Source organism: Halomarina rubra (assembly GCF_023699475.1).
In the GTDB taxonomy this organism is placed as follows: domain Archaea; phylum Halobacteriota; class Halobacteria; order Halobacteriales; family Haloarculaceae; genus Halomarina; species Halomarina rubra.
This window is the reverse complement of record NZ_JALXFV010000002.1, coordinates 191293-206109: the sequence shown is the minus strand read 5'-3', so window position 1 is coordinate 206109 and position 14817 is coordinate 191293. Positions and strand designations below refer to the sequence as shown.

At 68.8% G+C, this 14817-nt stretch carries 18 protein-coding genes, 1 tRNA gene and 1 other RNA gene; 11 read left to right on the top strand and 9 right to left on the bottom strand.

Annotated elements, in window-relative coordinates; all coding sequences use genetic code 11:
- Positions 1 to 99: 99 nt before the first annotated feature.
- Together M1L36_RS02280 and M1L36_RS02275 are read right to left on the bottom strand one after the other, a co-directional pair.
- Positions 100 to 900, bottom strand: coding sequence for a hypothetical protein (locus M1L36_RS02280; RefSeq protein ID WP_250872093.1), 801 nt, complete (start codon positions 898 to 900; stop codon positions 100 to 102).
- 123 nt (positions 901 to 1023) lie between these two features.
- Positions 1024 to 1815 (bottom strand): BtpA/SgcQ family protein, encoded by a 792-nt coding sequence (locus M1L36_RS02275; protein ID WP_250872092.1) that lies wholly within the window; start codon positions 1813 to 1815, stop codon positions 1024 to 1026.
- Between the two features lie 296 nt (positions 1816 to 2111).
- Here M1L36_RS02275 and M1L36_RS02270 point away from each other — a divergent pair, with 296 nt between their 5' ends.
- Both M1L36_RS02270 and M1L36_RS02265 read left to right on the top strand, forming a co-directional pair.
- On the top strand, positions 2112 to 2615 hold the full coding sequence (locus M1L36_RS02270; protein ID WP_250872091.1) for a gamma carbonic anhydrase family protein: 504 nt from the start codon (positions 2112 to 2114) through the stop codon (positions 2613 to 2615).
- Between the two features lie 39 nt (positions 2616 to 2654).
- Positions 2655 to 3191, top strand: coding sequence for a DUF7964 domain-containing protein (locus M1L36_RS02265; RefSeq protein ID WP_250872090.1), 537 nt, complete (start codon positions 2655 to 2657; stop codon positions 3189 to 3191).
- Positions 3192 to 3338: 147 nt separating this feature from the next.
- Here M1L36_RS02265 and M1L36_RS02260 read toward each other — a convergent pair.
- Positions 3339 to 3413 (bottom strand) — tRNA-Arg (locus M1L36_RS02260).
- A gap of 162 nt (positions 3414 to 3575) precedes the next feature.
- Here M1L36_RS02260 and M1L36_RS02255 point away from each other — a divergent pair.
- From M1L36_RS02255 to M1L36_RS02245, 3 genes are all read left to right on the top strand, one after another.
- Positions 3576 to 4079, top strand: coding sequence for a quercetin 2,3-dioxygenase (locus tag M1L36_RS02255; RefSeq protein ID WP_250872089.1), 504 nt, complete (start codon positions 3576 to 3578; stop codon positions 4077 to 4079).
- 82 nt (positions 4080 to 4161) lie between these two features.
- Positions 4162 to 5025, top strand: coding sequence for a geranylgeranylglycerol-phosphate geranylgeranyltransferase (locus tag M1L36_RS02250; protein WP_250872088.1), 864 nt, complete (start codon positions 4162 to 4164; stop codon positions 5023 to 5025).
- A gap of 85 nt (positions 5026 to 5110) precedes the next feature.
- On the top strand, positions 5111 to 5524 hold the full coding sequence (locus M1L36_RS02245) for a CoA-binding protein (RefSeq protein WP_250872087.1): 414 nt from the start codon (positions 5111 to 5113) through the stop codon (positions 5522 to 5524).
- A gap of 33 nt (positions 5525 to 5557) precedes the next feature.
- Here the strand turns inward: M1L36_RS02245 and M1L36_RS02240 are convergent, their stop codons facing one another.
- Positions 5558 to 5968, bottom strand: a complete 411-nt coding sequence (locus tag M1L36_RS02240; RefSeq protein WP_250872086.1) for a DUF5798 family protein — start codon at positions 5966 to 5968, stop codon at positions 5558 to 5560.
- Between the two features lie 127 nt (positions 5969 to 6095).
- Between M1L36_RS02240 and M1L36_RS02235 the strand changes: the two genes are divergently transcribed.
- Together M1L36_RS02235 and ffs are read left to right on the top strand one after the other, a co-directional pair.
- Positions 6096 to 6542, top strand: a complete 447-nt coding sequence (locus M1L36_RS02235) for a DUF7548 family protein (RefSeq protein WP_250872085.1) — start codon at positions 6096 to 6098, stop codon at positions 6540 to 6542.
- A 104-nt stretch (positions 6543 to 6646) separates the two neighbouring features.
- Positions 6647 to 6959: signal recognition particle sRNA (ffs, locus tag M1L36_RS02230), an RNA gene on the top strand.
- A 61-nt stretch (positions 6960 to 7020) separates the two neighbouring features.
- Here the strand turns inward: ffs and M1L36_RS02225 are convergent.
- The 4 genes from M1L36_RS02225 to M1L36_RS02210 form a co-directional block, all read right to left on the bottom strand.
- Positions 7021 to 7590, bottom strand: coding sequence for a hypothetical protein (locus tag M1L36_RS02225; protein ID WP_250872084.1), 570 nt, complete (start codon positions 7588 to 7590; stop codon positions 7021 to 7023).
- Positions 7591 to 7664: 74 nt separating this feature from the next.
- The gene (locus M1L36_RS02220) at positions 7665 to 8591 is read right to left on the bottom strand and encodes a mechanosensitive ion channel family protein (RefSeq protein ID WP_369694197.1); all 927 of its coding nucleotides are present in this window, start codon (positions 8589 to 8591) and stop codon (positions 7665 to 7667) included.
- The gene (locus M1L36_RS02215; RefSeq protein WP_250872083.1) at positions 8588 to 8833 is read right to left on the bottom strand and encodes a YhbY family RNA-binding protein; all 246 of its coding nucleotides are present in this window, start codon (positions 8831 to 8833) and stop codon (positions 8588 to 8590) included. Before M1L36_RS02215 ends, M1L36_RS02220 begins: the two co-directional genes overlap by 4 nt.
- A 100-nt stretch (positions 8834 to 8933) precedes the next feature.
- On the bottom strand, positions 8934 to 9221 hold the full coding sequence (locus M1L36_RS02210) for a ribonuclease P protein component 4 (protein WP_250872082.1): 288 nt from the start codon (positions 9219 to 9221) through the stop codon (positions 8934 to 8936).
- A gap of 220 nt (positions 9222 to 9441) precedes the next feature.
- On the opposite strand from M1L36_RS02210, the gene M1L36_RS02205 reads away from it, so the two are divergent.
- The 4 genes from M1L36_RS02205 (at position 9442) to M1L36_RS21715 (ending at position 13652) form a co-directional block, all read left to right on the top strand.
- On the top strand, positions 9442 to 10500 hold the full coding sequence (locus M1L36_RS02205) for a glycosyltransferase (RefSeq protein ID WP_250872081.1): 1059 nt from the start codon (positions 9442 to 9444) through the stop codon (positions 10498 to 10500).
- Between the two features lie 129 nt (positions 10501 to 10629).
- On the top strand, positions 10630 to 11742 hold the full coding sequence (locus M1L36_RS02200; protein ID WP_250872080.1) for a glycosyltransferase: 1113 nt from the start codon (positions 10630 to 10632) through the stop codon (positions 11740 to 11742).
- A 101-nt stretch (positions 11743 to 11843) separates the two neighbouring features.
- Complete coding sequence (locus M1L36_RS02195) at positions 11844 to 13202, top strand: LEA/WHy family protein (protein ID WP_250872079.1); 1359 nt, start codon at positions 11844 to 11846, stop codon at positions 13200 to 13202.
- Positions 13203 to 13232: 30 nt separating this feature from the next.
- Entirely contained in the window at positions 13233 to 13652 is a 420-nt protein-coding gene (locus M1L36_RS21715) for a DUF7528 family protein (protein ID WP_439954811.1), read from the top strand.
- Between the two features lie 120 nt (positions 13653 to 13772).
- Here M1L36_RS21715 and M1L36_RS02185 read toward each other — a convergent pair whose 3' ends face one another.
- Positions 13773 to 14807 (bottom strand): phosphate uptake regulator PhoU, encoded by a 1035-nt coding sequence (locus M1L36_RS02185; RefSeq protein ID WP_250872077.1) that lies wholly within the window; start codon positions 14805 to 14807, stop codon positions 13773 to 13775.
- Positions 14808 to 14817 lie beyond the last annotated feature (10 nt).

Sequence of the window (14817 nt, the reverse complement as noted above, 5' to 3'; positions counted from 1 at the left end):
GGCCGGTCACACCGCCGCCCAGGTCGGAGGTCGGTTCACGCGGACCGGTCGGGAGGAACCGTCGTCGCGACGGAAAAATCCGAGGAGAACGGGGCTGATTCAGGCCGCCGGCGGGGCCTGGGTGGTCCGGTGCTCCCGGCGGGCGCTGAAGCGTTCGTACTCCTCGACGGCGACGAACGCGATAGCCCCGACGAGCACCACGTAGCCGACGGTCGTTCCGAGGCTCGACACGAGCGTCGGTGCCTGAATCGACGTGAGCGCGAAGACGGCCATCATCAGTCCCGCGGCCCACGCCCCGAAGCGCGACCCGAACGTCGCGAGGACGCCTCCGAGGACGATGCTCACCGAGAGCAGCGCCATCCCCGCGTAGTGCAAGAACGCGGCGTGTTCGTCCGTCGCACTCATCTGGAGACCCGCCTCCTGGACCGCGAACGCGAGCAACGGCACGGCTGCGACGACGGTCAGGAGTCCGAGGTACCGGTCGGCGGGCCGTTCGAGGCGGAGCGCGTCACGCCCGGCCGGGTGCAGCGCGAGCGCGAGAACCGGGAGGCCGTTGAGCAGCGTGAACAGCGGGTCGAACCCGTCGATGGCCGTCGAGACGAGGATGATGACGAGCCCGATGAACGCCGCGAGGACGAGCGCGGCCCCGCGTCGGAGCGGGCGATACAGCTGTATCGCCATCCCCGCGGTCATGACGAACAGCAACGCGCCGAACGCCATGTCGTGGACGTAGTGCATCTCGACGGGCAGGACGAACCACCCGATGAACGGTGCGAGCACGAACGGGCCGAAGAACACCGCCGCTAGCACGATGAACGCGACGATGGTCAGGTAGAACGCGACGTCCTTGGCACCGAGCGAGCGGACGCGAGTAGCGAGTGAACTGCTGTCAGTCGACATGGTCAACGTGAAGATTGGTCAGGGGACGGCTTAAACCAGCGTCCGGGCCGTTTTCGGGCCGTTCAGACCACCGGGACAGTTCGCCCGCCCGGTCGAACGTGGGCGGGTCGACCCCGACTCCTCTCACTCGCCGACGTTGTCGACCAGTCGCCGGACGAGCTCCTCGTCGACCGGGCCGGCGGGGTCCTCGTCCCGTTTGAGCGCAGTGCCGACGATGGCCCCGTCGGCGACGGTGAGAATGCCCGGTGCAGTCTCCGGGGTGACGCCGCTCCCGACGAACGTCGGGACCCCCGCCGCGCCGGCCGCACCGGCGACACTCGAAAGCTGTCCGGCGTGAATCGCGCGACCGGTGCCGGCCCCGGAGACGACGACGGCGTCGGCGAGGCCGCGTTCGACCAGGTCGTGCGTCGCGTGGACGACGTCCTCCTCGCCCAGCGGCGTGCTGTGTTTGACCGCGACGTCCGCGAGCACCGACGCGTCGCAGTCGAGGCGTTCGCGCAGGCGCATCGTCTCGTGAGCGCGGCCCTCGACGACCCCCTGGTCGGTGACGCGCGCGCCGGCGTGGACGTTGACGCGGATGGCCGACGCACCGGTCGCGGCCGCGACCGACAGCGCCGCCTCGGCGTCGTTGCGCAGGACGTTGACTCCGACCGGCAGGTCGACCTCCGCACGGACGGCCGCGACGAGCGCCGTCATCTCGGCGACGACGTGCTTCGGGACGTCGTCGGGGTAGAACGGCGCGTCGCCGAAGTTCTCGACCATCACGGCGTCGACGCCGCCGGCCGCCAGCGCGCGGGCGTCGGCCAGCGCCCGCTCGCGGACCGCCGCTCGGTCACCGTCGTACCGTGGCGCACCCGGCAACGGCGGGAGGTGGACCATCCCGACCAGCGTCGCATCGAGGAACGTGTCACTCATGCATTGCTCCGCGCGCCGTCGCGAAAAAAGGCCGTCGGTCGGCTCAGTCGTCGTTACAGCACCCACACGAGCACTGTTCGTCGGAACAGCAGTCACAGGTCGATTCGATCTGGGATGAGTCGTCGGGGACCATCGGTTCGGCAGAGGAACCGGACCACCGTGAACGGTGGTGACCGTCCGAATCGACGGTCAATCGAACGCGAGCGTCCTCCCACGACGGTACTCTCCGCTCGACCAGCCGAGAGTCGGAACCCGTCGGGCCGTACGGTTATGCCGGTCGCCGACGCCCGGTCGGTATGACCATCCGCACGTTCGACGGTACGGCCCCGACCATCGACGACAGCGCCCGCATCGACCCCGACGCCACCGTCGTCGGCGACGTCACCGTCGAGGCCGACGCGAGCGTCTGGCCCGGCGCGGTGCTCCGCGGGGACTCCGGACACATCCACCTCCACCGGGGTGCGAACGTCCAGGACGGCGCGGTCTGTCACGAGGACGCCGTCGTCGGCCCGTTCGCGACCGTCGGTCACAACGCCGTCGTCCACGGGGCGACCGTCGAGGAGCGCGCGATGGTCGGGATGGGCGCTATCGTCCTCAACGACGCCACCGTCGGCGAACGCGCGCTGGTGGCGGCGGGCAGCGTCGTCACCGAAGACACCGACGTCCCACCACGGACTCTCGTCGCCGGCACCCCCGCGAGCGTCGTCAAGGAGGTCCCGGACTCGCCGTGGGCCGCCGCCGGCGACCACTACGTCCACCTGGCGAACCGGCACACCGAGACCAGCGACCGCGTCGAGTGAGGCGGGAGCGCTAACACCCGGGCGGGCGTACCGCCGCGCATGACCGACGACGCCCCCGACCCCGCGGACGGCGACCCCGTTCGGACGTTCTCCTCGTTCCCCGACGGCGGCCTCACCGACGCGCAGTACCGCGCGCTGGACCGCGACGACCGGCTCTCGCTGGACTCCGTCGCCGGCTTCCCCGAGGAAGACCGCCTGACCCACGTCACCGTCGAGCGAGAGGGCGACCGCCGACTCTACGTCGTCGGCTGGGACCCCGCCGAACGACGATGGGAACAGCTCCTCACCGTACCGCTCGACGACGAGGGACGCTTCGGCGTCGAGGAGGACGAGGCGGGCGCGTACATCGACGTCGACGCCGTCACGGTCTACGACGACGACACTGGTGAGCCGCTGCTGTGGTTCGAACAGCGTCCGGGCGAGCGACCACGTGACACGATGGGACGGTACCTCCGCGGGTTCGTCGCCCACCGCTACGCCGACCACGGCGACCCCGTGTTCTTCTTCGCCGGGGGCCGGGACGACCCGGAGCGCGTCGAGACCGTCCGCGGCGAGACGCCGGACTGGGCGGAGTGAGTACGTCGACGAGCAGGACGGCCGTCTCTCGGACGGGCGCTGAGGGATTCGAACTCCACTCGGACGTACTCGCTTCGCCGCGTGCGTCCTCGCTATTCGAATCCACAGGTACTTTCCACTACTGCTCGCTGCCGCTCGCAGAAGTTACGGGCGCTGAGGGATTCGAACCCCCGACAAACTGGTCCGAAGCCAGTCACTCTGTCCAGGCTGAGCTAAGCGCCCTTCACTCCAACCGAGCGCCACGAGCGGTTTAACTCTATTCATCGCCGGCCACCGTGTCACCGCTTCTCCCGACCTTCCGAATCCCGCCAGGAACACTGACGAACCGACTTCCGGGCCGTTCGAGCAATCTTCATCGTGTCGCGGAGCGTGAGGATATCTGCCATGTCGAAGAGCACAGCGAAGCCGTTCGTCCGGGACACCGCCGCTGCGGGCGACTCGTACCACATGTTCGGGATGCTCACCGAACTCCGGGCGACGGGAGAGGAGACCGACGGTCTCGTCGGCCTCACCGAGCAGGTCGGAAACCGCGGCGTGATGACGCCGCTGCACGTCCACCACGCCGACGACGAACTGTTCTACGTCCTCGACGGGGCGGTGACGTACTACATCGACGGCGACCACTACGAGGCGACGCCGGGGACCGTCGTCTACGGCCCGAAGGGCGTCCCCCACGCGTTCCGCATCGACGAGGACGGGACGCGTGTCCTCGACGTACGCGCCGCCGGCGGCGAGCGGTTCTTCCGCGACGTCGGGACGCCCGTCGAGGAACGGGAGCTGCCCGCCTCTCCGGCCCCGACGGAGGAGGAACAGGAGCGCCTCGGAGCCGTCAGCGAGGCGTACTCGCTGGAGATACTCGGGCCGCCACCGTTCGACGACGCCCCCTGACCGCGCTCGTCGCGGTCTCACTCCTGCGCCTCCATCGCGCGGTTTCGCGCCTTTTATCGCCCGGCACTCACTCGACCATCGTATGCGCGAGACGCTCCGAGGGCTGCTCGACCTCACCCGCCCAGTCAACGCCGTCGCCGCGGGTGCGCTCACGCTCATCGGAGCCTACGTCGCCGGCGTCGAGTTCGGTGGCGTCGCCGTCTACCCCTGGCAGGCGGCGGCCGCCACGCTCGCGACGGTGCTCGCCGTCGGCGCGGGCAACGCCATCAACGACTACTTCGACCGGGACATCGACCGCATCAACGCTCCCGACCGGGCCATCCCGCGGGGGGCCGTCTCCGCGCGCGGTGCGCTCTGGTTCAGCGTCGCACTGTTCCTCGCGGCCGTCGTGCTTGCGCTCACCCTCCCGGTGTTCGCCATCGGTATCGCGGCGTTCAACCTCGTCGCGCTGGTGCTCTACACGGAGGTGTTCAAGGGCCTCCCCGGAGTGGGCAACCTCATCGTCGCCTACCTCACGGGGAGTACGTTCCTGTTCGGCGGCGCGGCGGTCAGCGCCGACGAGGCGGGCATCGTCACGGTCGGCGTGCTGGCCGCTCTGGCCGCGCTCGCGACGTTCACCCGCGAGGTCGTCAAGGACGTCGAGGACCTCACGGGCGACCGCGAAGAGGGGTTGAACACCCTGCCCATCGCCGTCGGCGAACGACCGGCACTGCTCGTCGGGGCACTGGCACTCCTCGTCGCGGTGGCCGCCAGTCCGGTGCCGTACCTCCGCGAGACGTTCGGGACGGCGTACCTGCTGGTCGTCGTCCCCGCCGACCTCGTGATGCTCGGTGCGGCCGTCGAGAGCTTCAGGGACCCGACGGCCGCCCAGGAGCACCTGAAGTACGGCCAGTTCCTCGCCGCTGCGGCGTTCCTCGTCGGGCGAGTCGCACCGCTGGGCGTCTGATTCGGTCGTCCGCGGTGGCACACGGTCCGGCCGGCGCTCGCACACCCCCACGACGCTTTTCTCCGCGCCGGCAGTAGCTCGACACGTGCCAATCCACTCCAACGAGCGACTCCGCGACCTCCTCGAATCGACCCGGACCATCGCCGTCGTCGGCTGTTCGGGGACCCCCGGGAAGGACGCCCACGGCATCCCGAAGTACATGCAACGGCACGGCTACGACGTCGTTCCCGTCAACCCGTTCGCCGACGAGGTGCTCGGAGAGGCGGCGTACGACTCGCTCGCGGACGTCCCCGAGGGTGTCGACATGGTGAACGTGTTCCGACCGAGCGACGAGGTGGCGGGCATCGTCGACAGCGTCCTCGACCGCGAGGACGTCGACACCGTCTGGTGCCAACTCGGCATCACCGACGACGAGGCGGGCGAGCGCGTCGAAGCCTCCGGTCGGAACTTCGTCCAGAACAAGTGTCTGAAGGTCGAACACGCGAAGCTCGTCGCCTGAGCCGACCGAGAACGCAGCCGAGACGGCTCGGCGTCAGTTGCTCGGTGCGGTGTCGTCGGTGCCGGTGGTGCCGTCGGTGCCGTCGGTGTCGGCGGTCGTCGTGTCGGTCGACGACTCGGACGCGGCGGACTCCGTTGCCGCTCCGTCGGTCGTCCCGCCCGTCGTGTCGGCCGCGTCCGACGTCTCACCGGCCGACTCGGTCGTCGACTCGACGTCCTCGGCCTCCTCGATGGCCGTCTCGGTGAGGACGGCGTCGACGTCGACGCCCTCCTCGGCGGCGAGCGCCTCGAGCAGTGCGCGGTTCTCGGCGGTCCGGCGGTCCATCCGGTCGACCGTCTCGCGCAGCGCGTTGATCTGATCGCGAAGTTCGTTGAGCTTCGCGTAGACGTCTTCGGCCATGCTGGCGACCTTCTGGAGCTTCTGCGTGGTCCCTCCGAATCCCATGGTTCGACTCCCTCGCCGGAGCCACGAGTGTGTTGCGTTCTCGGTGCGAGTCCGGTCACCGCCGCCTCCGCCGACGCGTCGCACGAGAGCGGCGGCTTGAAGCCCCCTCCGGACGCGAGTAGGGGCAATGGAGCGGACGCGTCTCGCCCCCACCGTCGGTATCGTCGCCTGTGTCGTCCTCCTCGTGGCCCTCGTCGTCCCGTACCTCCTCGTCCGGACGCCGGGTATCGTGGCGACGTACTACGGGACGAGTCTCATCAACCCGCTGTTCGCGGGGCTGTTCGCGGTAGTCGCACTGCTCGGGTTCGCCGCCGGCCGGGAGGAGCGCACCGACCCCGTCGTCGCCGCGGCCGTCTCGCTCGTCTTCGGCGCGTTCGGGCTGCTCATCTGCGTGCTGTGGGTGGCGAGCGACCCCGGAGTCATCATCTTCAACCTCGACCTCTCGCCCGAGTCCGGCGCGGGCGAGTCCTCGCTGGTGCGGAGCCTCGAGTACCACCCCTACGTCGTCGCTCTGGTCGCGCTCGTCGTCCCCGTCAGCGCCGGGTGGTACGCGCGGGAACTCGGACTGCTCTGAGACCGACGAGATGCGGGCGGTTCGACACCCGTGAGCGAGTGACGAAACCCACCCACGGCGAACGGACGACCGAAAGCGGTTTACGTGGCAGTGGTCTACCGAGTTGATGGACTAGGTCGGGCAGTTAGGCCCTGCCCCTTCCCGCACTACGGTCTTCAGCGGGAGCCGAAACACGGGCGCGTCCGGACCGACCGGTGCGGGCCCTGCAAGCCAACGTAGAAGCCTCGTCCTTCGGGGGCGGCGGTCCGGGTCGTGACATCTGCAGGGATGGCTCGACCCGGTTAGTCGTGGACAGTTCGCCAGGCGCGGAAGCGAGCAGCGAATCCGCGGACATCCGTCGCTCGAAGGGTCGCGGGGTGGAGACGGTACGCAGGATTCCCCGTATCGGAACGACCGGGCAACCCCGCCCGTCCGCTCTTTCGACACTCCCGAGCCGGCGGCTCGCCGGTCTCTGCGCTCCAGAACCGACCAGCAGTGACTACTCCGAACAGGCGACGAGCGTCCCGTCCGCCGCTGCCGTCGAGTCCGACGCCCCGGTCCGCAGCGCGAACCGTCCGGTGACGAGGTACCGGGTCGTCGGCAGTACACCGAGGCCGGACGTGGCCGTCCCGGACTCGTTCCCGGGCGGGTAGTCGAAGACGAACTCGCCGCTCGTCGTCACGACGAACCCGACCCCGTCCGAGCGGGGAGCGACGTCGTCGACGAGGACGGTGACGCCGAGGTTCCCGACGGCCGACCGGTCGTCGAGGACGTCGTTGTGCCACCACGCCCGTTCGAACTGCTTCGCGAACGTCGCGGCACGCTCGTCGTCGAGTTCGGACGGGAGGTCGGGGTACGGCAGCGATTCGACGCCGTGGTCCGACGGGTTCGCGTCCGGCAGTTCGAGGGCGGAGCAGTCGCCGGGCGGCGTCGAGACCGGGGTCGGCGTCGGAGACGGAGCCGACGATGGCGATGCGTCCGCCGGTGGGTCATTCGAGGCGAGGCAGCCGGCGAGCATCGTGGCCGTCGCTCCGGCGACGGCGGTCAGGAGGGACCTGCGAGCGGGCATACCTCGACGAGTGCGAGATCGCGGTAAGTGTCTTCTGTCGGGAGGGGTCGAGGACCTGCCGTGGACCCGTGGGACTAGTCGTCGCCCTCCGCTGGGAGCGTCTGTGCGTTCCCCACCTGAATCCCGCCCGAGAGGTCCATCTGCGGGAACGGAATGGAGATGCCCTCCGCGTCGAAGCGACGCTTGACGTCCGTGACGTACTCGCCGCGGATGCGCATGAAGTCCGCGCGCGAGGGGTTCGAGATCCAGATGCGAGACTGGAGACCGACGTAGGAGTCCGCGAGCTCGGTCAGCCGGACCGACGGCGCGGGGTCGTCCATGATCTCGGGGTGGTCCTCGGCTTCGGCCATGATGATGTCCGTCGCCTGCTGGATGTCGTCGGTGTAGTCGATGCCGAACGTGAACTTCAGCCGGAGCTTGTCCTTCGCGACGGGGTTCTTGATGACGCCGTCGGTGAGTTGGGAGTTCGGCACCGTCAGCAGTTCGTTGTCGAACGTCCGGACGCGCGTGACGCGCAGCGAGATGTCCTCGACGATGCCGGAGTTGCCGTCCCACTCGATCCAGTCGCCGATGCGGAACGGCTTGTCCGTGTAGATGAACACGCCGGCGACGAAGTTCGCCAGCACGTCCTGCATCGCCAACCCGATGGCGAGCGTGGCGGCCGCGGCGATGGTCGCCAGCGAGGTGAGGAAGTTGCCGAACCCGGCGAGGCCGAACGACACCGAGACGGTGACGAACAGCATGGCGAACGTCACCAGTTTGAGCAGCGGCGTCTTCGCGTGTTCGTCAAGTTCGCGCGAGTCCATCACCCGCCTGGCGACGGGAACGACCGTCGCGCGGCCGACGAGGTAGAGCAACACGAACGCGGCGACGAAGACGAGCGCACCGCTCATCGTCCCTGCCAACTGTTCGGGAACCCCGGCGTTCTGGAGGAACCTGGAGACGCCCTCCGAGGCGGTGGTCGTGTTCCCTCCGGTCTGGAACGCCGCGGACTGGCTCATCGGTGGTACACCGCGGTGTGGCCGCGCACGTCGACCACGTCCGCGTTCACCCGGTCCGCGAGGTCCTCGGCCAACTCCTCGGTCGTCGTCCCGCCGCGCGAGGCGCGCAGGAACTTCGTCTTCACGACGGTCCGCTCTTTCAACTGGTCGTCCAACTCCTCGGCGACCGACTCGATACCGCTCTTGCCCACCCAGACGGTGACCTCCGCGTCGTGTGCGAGCGTCTTCAAATCGTCTGCCATTGTGACGCGGCTAGCGAAGCGGTGCGGTTCAACGTTTCCACTCGGAGGCGTCGTTCCTGATAACCGTCGTTTCGTCGTGAAGGTCCTCGCCGACGGCGGGTCAGCCACCGTCGCGGTACGGGTAGCGCTCGTGTGTGCCGCAGTCGCAGGTGACGACGACGTGGCCGTCCTGCGTCCGGACGCGGGCGTTGCGACCGGGGCGGAGGTAGACGTCACAGCGGTCACAGGTGAACCGCTTGAACTGTCGGGGGAGTCCACACCGGTTGCGCTCGGCGATGCGTCGGGCGAGACGCACGTACTCTCGCGAGCGCTCCTCGTCGCCGTCGGCCACCGCTCGGCGCGCGAGCGTGTGGAGTCGGTCGATGCGTTCCTCCGCGATGCTGGTCATGGCGCGTGTGCTCGACGGGAGGTTGCTGGCAGGGGCGTATAGCGGTTGTCGTTCGGCGTGACGGCGCGACGGGCCTGTCGTCCACGCCGTGAGCGAGCGTCCCCGACGCCCGTCGTCTCGCACGGCCGCACCCGGTCGTAAACCCGTGACGGCGATAGCAAACTCCACCACACGGCCCATTCCGGCACTCCTAACACCCGCTCCCCACTCTCCTCGACCAATGCGGGTCCTCAACTACCTCGAACTGGAAGGGCCGCTCCGCCGCTCCGGGTGGGCCACCTCCGTGAACGCCCAGCGCAAGGCGCTCGCCGACACCGACGTCGACCTCCTCACCTCGCCGTGGCGCGGCGGGTCGCTGTCGAGTGCCGCCGCCCACACGCTCGTCGGCGACGGACCGGTCGTCGACTTCGACGTCGCCCACACCAACGCCATCGGCCCGGGCTCGGTCGCCGTCGCACAGCACGCCAGGTACCACGGCATGCCGCTGGTCGCTCACGCCCACATCACCCGCGAGGACTTCGCCGAGTCGTTCCGCGGGTCGAACCGGGTCGGACCGTACCTCGAACGCTACCTGCGGTGGTTCTACTCGCAGGCCGACCTCGTGCTCTGTCCGAGCGAGTACACGAAGGGCGTCCTCGAATCGTACCCCGTCGACGCGCCCGTCCGCCCCATCACGAACGGCGTCGACATCGAGTCCCTGCAGGGGTACGAACAGTTCCGCGAGGAGTACCGCGAGCGCTACGACCTGGAGGGGATGGTCGCGTTCGCCGTCGGCAACGTCTTCGAGCGCAAGGGGCTGACGACGTTCTGCGAACTCGCTCAGCAGACCGACTACGAGTTCGTCTGGTTCGGCACCGTCGACGACGGCCCGCAGACCAGCGAGACGGTCAGACGCTGGACCCGCGACCCGCCCGAGAACGTCACGTTCACCGGCTGGGTGGAGGACAAGCGCGGCGCGTTCGCCGCGGGCGACGTGTTCTGCTTCCCCGCGAAGGTCGAGAACCAGGGCATCGTCGTGCTGGAGGCGATGGCCTGCGGGAAGGCCGTCGTCCTCCGGGACATTCCCGTCTTCCGCGAGTTCTACACCGACGGCGAGGACTGCCTCATCTGCGAGACCGACGCGGAGTTCCGCGAGGCGCTCGACCGCCTCGCCGCGGACCCCGACCTGCGCGAGCGACTCGGCGAGAACGCCCGCGAGACGGCCCGCGAGCACTCGCTGGACCGCGTGGGGGAGGGCCTCCGCGCCGCGTACGAGGACGTGCTGGCCGGACGGGTCTGAGCGGGCGCTGGCCCGACTCGGGGAGCGTCCCGCCGGGGAATCGGTCCCCTCGGCTCCCGTGTGCGAGCGACTCCCGCGGGGACGGCGAAGTCACAACGGCTTAGGCGTCGGGCACGTCAGGATGGGAAAATGCGTCCCGACGTCGCCGTCTTCACCGACACGTACCTCCCCACGGTGAACGGCGTCACCTACACCATCCAGACCTGGCGGGACCGCTGGGTCCGGCGCGGTGGCTCCATGGGTGTCGTCTACCCCGACAGCGCCCACGACCCCGACCCGTTCGAGTACCCCGTCGCGAGCCTCCCGTTCCCGTTCTACGACGGCTTTCGCATCGCCGCGCCGTGGATTCCCGACGGCGTCGACGACGTCGACCTCGTCCACTCCCACACGCCGTTCTGTCTGGGGCTGTCGGGCCTCGCGCTCGCGCGGCGTCGGGACCTCCCGTTCGTCGCCTCGTTCCACACGCCGACCTCCGAGTACGCCAACTACCTGTCGAACTCCGGTCTGGCGACGGTCATCTCCTCGGTGGCCGACGGCTACGAGAACGTCTACCTCCGCCGCGCCGATCGCATCGTCACGCCCTCGCCGAGCGCCAAACGGCGACTCCGCGACCGGGGCATCGACGTCCCCGTCAGCGTCGTCCCCAACGGTATCGACGTCGAACGGTTCGCCCCGGCCGACGGCGAGGCGTTCCGCGAGCGCCACGACCTCTCGGGGACCCTCGTCGGCTACATCGGTCGACACGGCTACGAGAAGCGTCTCGAAGACGTCGTCGACGCCTGTGAACGACTGGACCGCGAGGTGACCGTCGTCATCGCCGGTGACGGCCCCGCTCGTGCCTCGCTGGAGGAGCGAGCCGAGGAGTCGCCCCTCGACGTGCGGTTTCTCGGCTTCCTCGACCGCGAGGAGATGCCGGCGTTCTACACCGCCCTCGACGTGTTCGGCCACCCGAGTCCCGTCGAGACCGAGGGGCTGGTCGCGCTCGAAGCCAACGCCTGCGGGACGCCCGTCGTCGGCGTGAACGCGGGAGGCCTCGGCGACACCGTCCGCGACGACGAGACCGGCTTCCACTACCCGCTCGACGACATGGACGCGTTCGCCGACGGCATCGAACGGGCGCTCGACGAGCGCGACCGCCTCCACGAGAACTGTCTCGCTCGGCGCGACGAGATGAGCGTCGAACACGCCGTCGACCGACTGGAGACAGTGTACGCCGACGTCCTCGACGAACACTCGGAGTGAGCGTCGAGGCCGGACGACGTGACAGGCCGTTGATTGAGACCGTCACTCAGGGCTAGCATCGTTGGGAGAATGTCTTTTTATCGTGGCTCCATGGTCGACCCATGAGCATTCGGGGGAAACTGTTCGGAAGGAAGGTCCGGGCCGTACTGGCGGTCGTCGTGCTCCTCGTGGCGAGCGTCGCCGGGGCGTACGTGCTCGGCGTCGTCGGCGCGCCGGCGGTGACGGACGTCGAGAACCGCTTCGGGGCGGTCGACGAGAACGAGACGACCATCCAGACGGACCTCGCACTGCAGAACCCGAACCCCGTCGGCGTTCAGTTGGGCGGCGCGTCGGTCGCTTACACCGTCTACATGAACGACGTCGACATGGCTGAGGGCGGTCGGGAGGGCGTCAGCGTTCCCAAAGGCGACTCCAGCATGGCGTTCACCACCCAGATGAACAACGAACGGATTCCGGCGTGGTGGGTGAGTCACATCGAGAACGGTGAACGGACAGAGGTGAACATCGACGCCAGCGTCCACTCCTCGCTGCTCGGACGGTCGTTCGACCTCCCCCAGCGCCGGACCATCCAGACCGACATCATCGAGCAGTTCCGCTCGACCGAGGACCGACCGGTGAACGCGAACCGCCCGCTGGTCTCGGACCCCGTCCTCGTCGTCCGTGAGACGAACGCCAGTTGGGGGGACGTCTCCGAACGCCGGACGCCCATCGACATGTCGTTCACCGTCTACAACCCCAAGACCGTCCCCTACGCCGTCACCGAGATCGGCTACAACATCACGATGAACGACGTGGCCGTCGGGAACGGCACGACCGACGAGGGGTACGTCATCCCCGGCGGCACCGAGAAGACCCTCCGGGCGACGACTGCCATCGACAACCAGCGTCTCGACGAGTGGTGGGTCACTCACCTCCAGAACGACCAGCAGACCGAGTTGCAGATCGACTTCTTCGCACGCATCGAACTGCCCAGCGGGTCGACAATCCGCGTCCCGCTCGACGCGTTGACCTACACGAAGACCATCGAGACGGACATCTTCGGCACGAAGAACGCGACGGCGGCCGACGGCACCGCCGAACCCACCGCGACCGGGGGTGACGGGACGACTACCACGGAGCCCGCAGGCGACGACTCCACGCCGACTGCGAGCGCCACGGCGACCGACGACGACGGCGGTCTGCTCGGCGCGGGGGAGACGGAGACGCCGACCGACGGTGAGGCGACCAGCGCGCCGACGCCGACGCCCGACCGGACCGCCACGCCGACCGCGACACCGACCGACGGTGGCGGCGGTCTCCTCGGCGGCGGGAGCAACGACACGACGAGCGACGGGCGGACCACCGACGGCCCGACCGACGGGACGCCGAGCGACGACGGGACCGAGACCGACGACGGCGGCCTGCTCGGTGCGCTCCGTGGTGCCGCCACTCACGGCATGTTTAACCCACTCGTCGCGTAGAGTTGGGTATGTCGCGGAGCCCCCACACTCCTGGTCGCGTTCTCCACTGACCGGACCGACAGCGTCGTCGAAGTCACCATCGACGGCGACACCTACTCGCTCTCTCCCGTCGCCGCTCGCGAACTGGCCGACGGCATCGCCGACGCGCTGACCGAACGGCGCGCGTTCGTCCACACCCGCTACGAGCGCCGCGGCGACGGCCGCGTCGTCGTCGCCCGTCGCCGCGCCGAGTCGGCGGGTAACGAGGTGGTGTTCGACTCCCGGACGGACCTGCGTGCCACCTACGACGCGTTGCCCGACCGCTTCGCCGCGAGCGACGTCACCCGCGTCTCGGGGTCGAGACGCCACCTGTTGGTGCGCTTCTTCGCCGAGTCGTCCGACTTCGACTGCACGATGGTCTCGGAGAACCCACTGTGTGCGGCGAAGGGAGCCTCGACCGGTGACGATTGACCCGTCGCTGGTCCGACGACCACTCCCCTCTCGGTATGGGTACCGCTTCGACCCCAGCACGAACGCGAACCGAACGTAGTACCGAAACGGGCAATGAGAAACAGGCCGACCGCGTCGCCTTCACTCGATGGTGACGTGCTCGCTCTCGGCGTTGAGCGCGAGGTTCGTTGCGATTTCGGCGTTCCGGACGGCGTACTGGGCGGTCTGGGCGAGACTCACCAGCACCTCGCGCACTTCGAGCAGGTCGTCGTTCGACATCTCGGGGAGGTCGTTGAGGATTTCGCGTTCGCGGTCGTTGATCTCGCTGAACAGGCGGCGAACTTCGATGGCGAGGTCGTAGTCCCGTTCGACGGCCGCTCGGACGCCCTTCTCCGTGATCTCGTTGACGCTGTCGGTGAAATCGCGGATCTTGCGCATCGTCGAGTCGTCGACGTCGAGGGTGTGGCCCTCCGCCGACAGCGCGATGTCGGCGATGTCCTCGGCGTTGTCCGCGGTGAGTTCGAGGTTCTTCGCGATGGAGCGGTAGCCGATGAGCGCGAACCCGTCGTCCAGTCCCAGCGCGCTCGTCAGGTTCGGGTTCTGGTAGGCGGTGAAGATGAGGCGCAGGAGGAGGACGAATATCTTGTTCGCCTGGCGCTCGCGGTTGAGCGCGCGCTGTGCGAGGTCCGGGTTGCTGTGTGCGAGGGCTTTGATAGCCTCGTTGCGCATCGTCGACCCGGTCGATTCGAGGCGTTCGAGCAGGTTGTCGAGCGTGAAGTCCTCGGGGTCGACGCTACAGCGGATGGCGATGCGCTCGGGACGCTCCTCGATGACGCCCAGCCCCATCAACTGCGTCTCGGCGTTGTAGACGGCGTTGATGGTCGCGCTGTCGAGGCTCTCGCCCTCCGGTGCCTCGATGTGGATGACCCGCCGGCCGAGCACGTACTGGGCGACGATGGCGCGCTCGATGGCGTCGGCGTCGAGGCTGTCGGCGTGGATGGTCGCCTCCGACTCCTCCTGCTGGACGGACTCGGGCATCACCGTCAGCATCCCTTTCTCGCCGATGCGAATCGACACCTCGTCCCCTTTCTCGACGTCGTAGGCCTTCGCCCACTCCGCCGGGAGCGTCATCGCCAGCGTCGACGGCCCTAGCCGCTGGACTTTCCGCGTTTCCATGGTAGCCGTA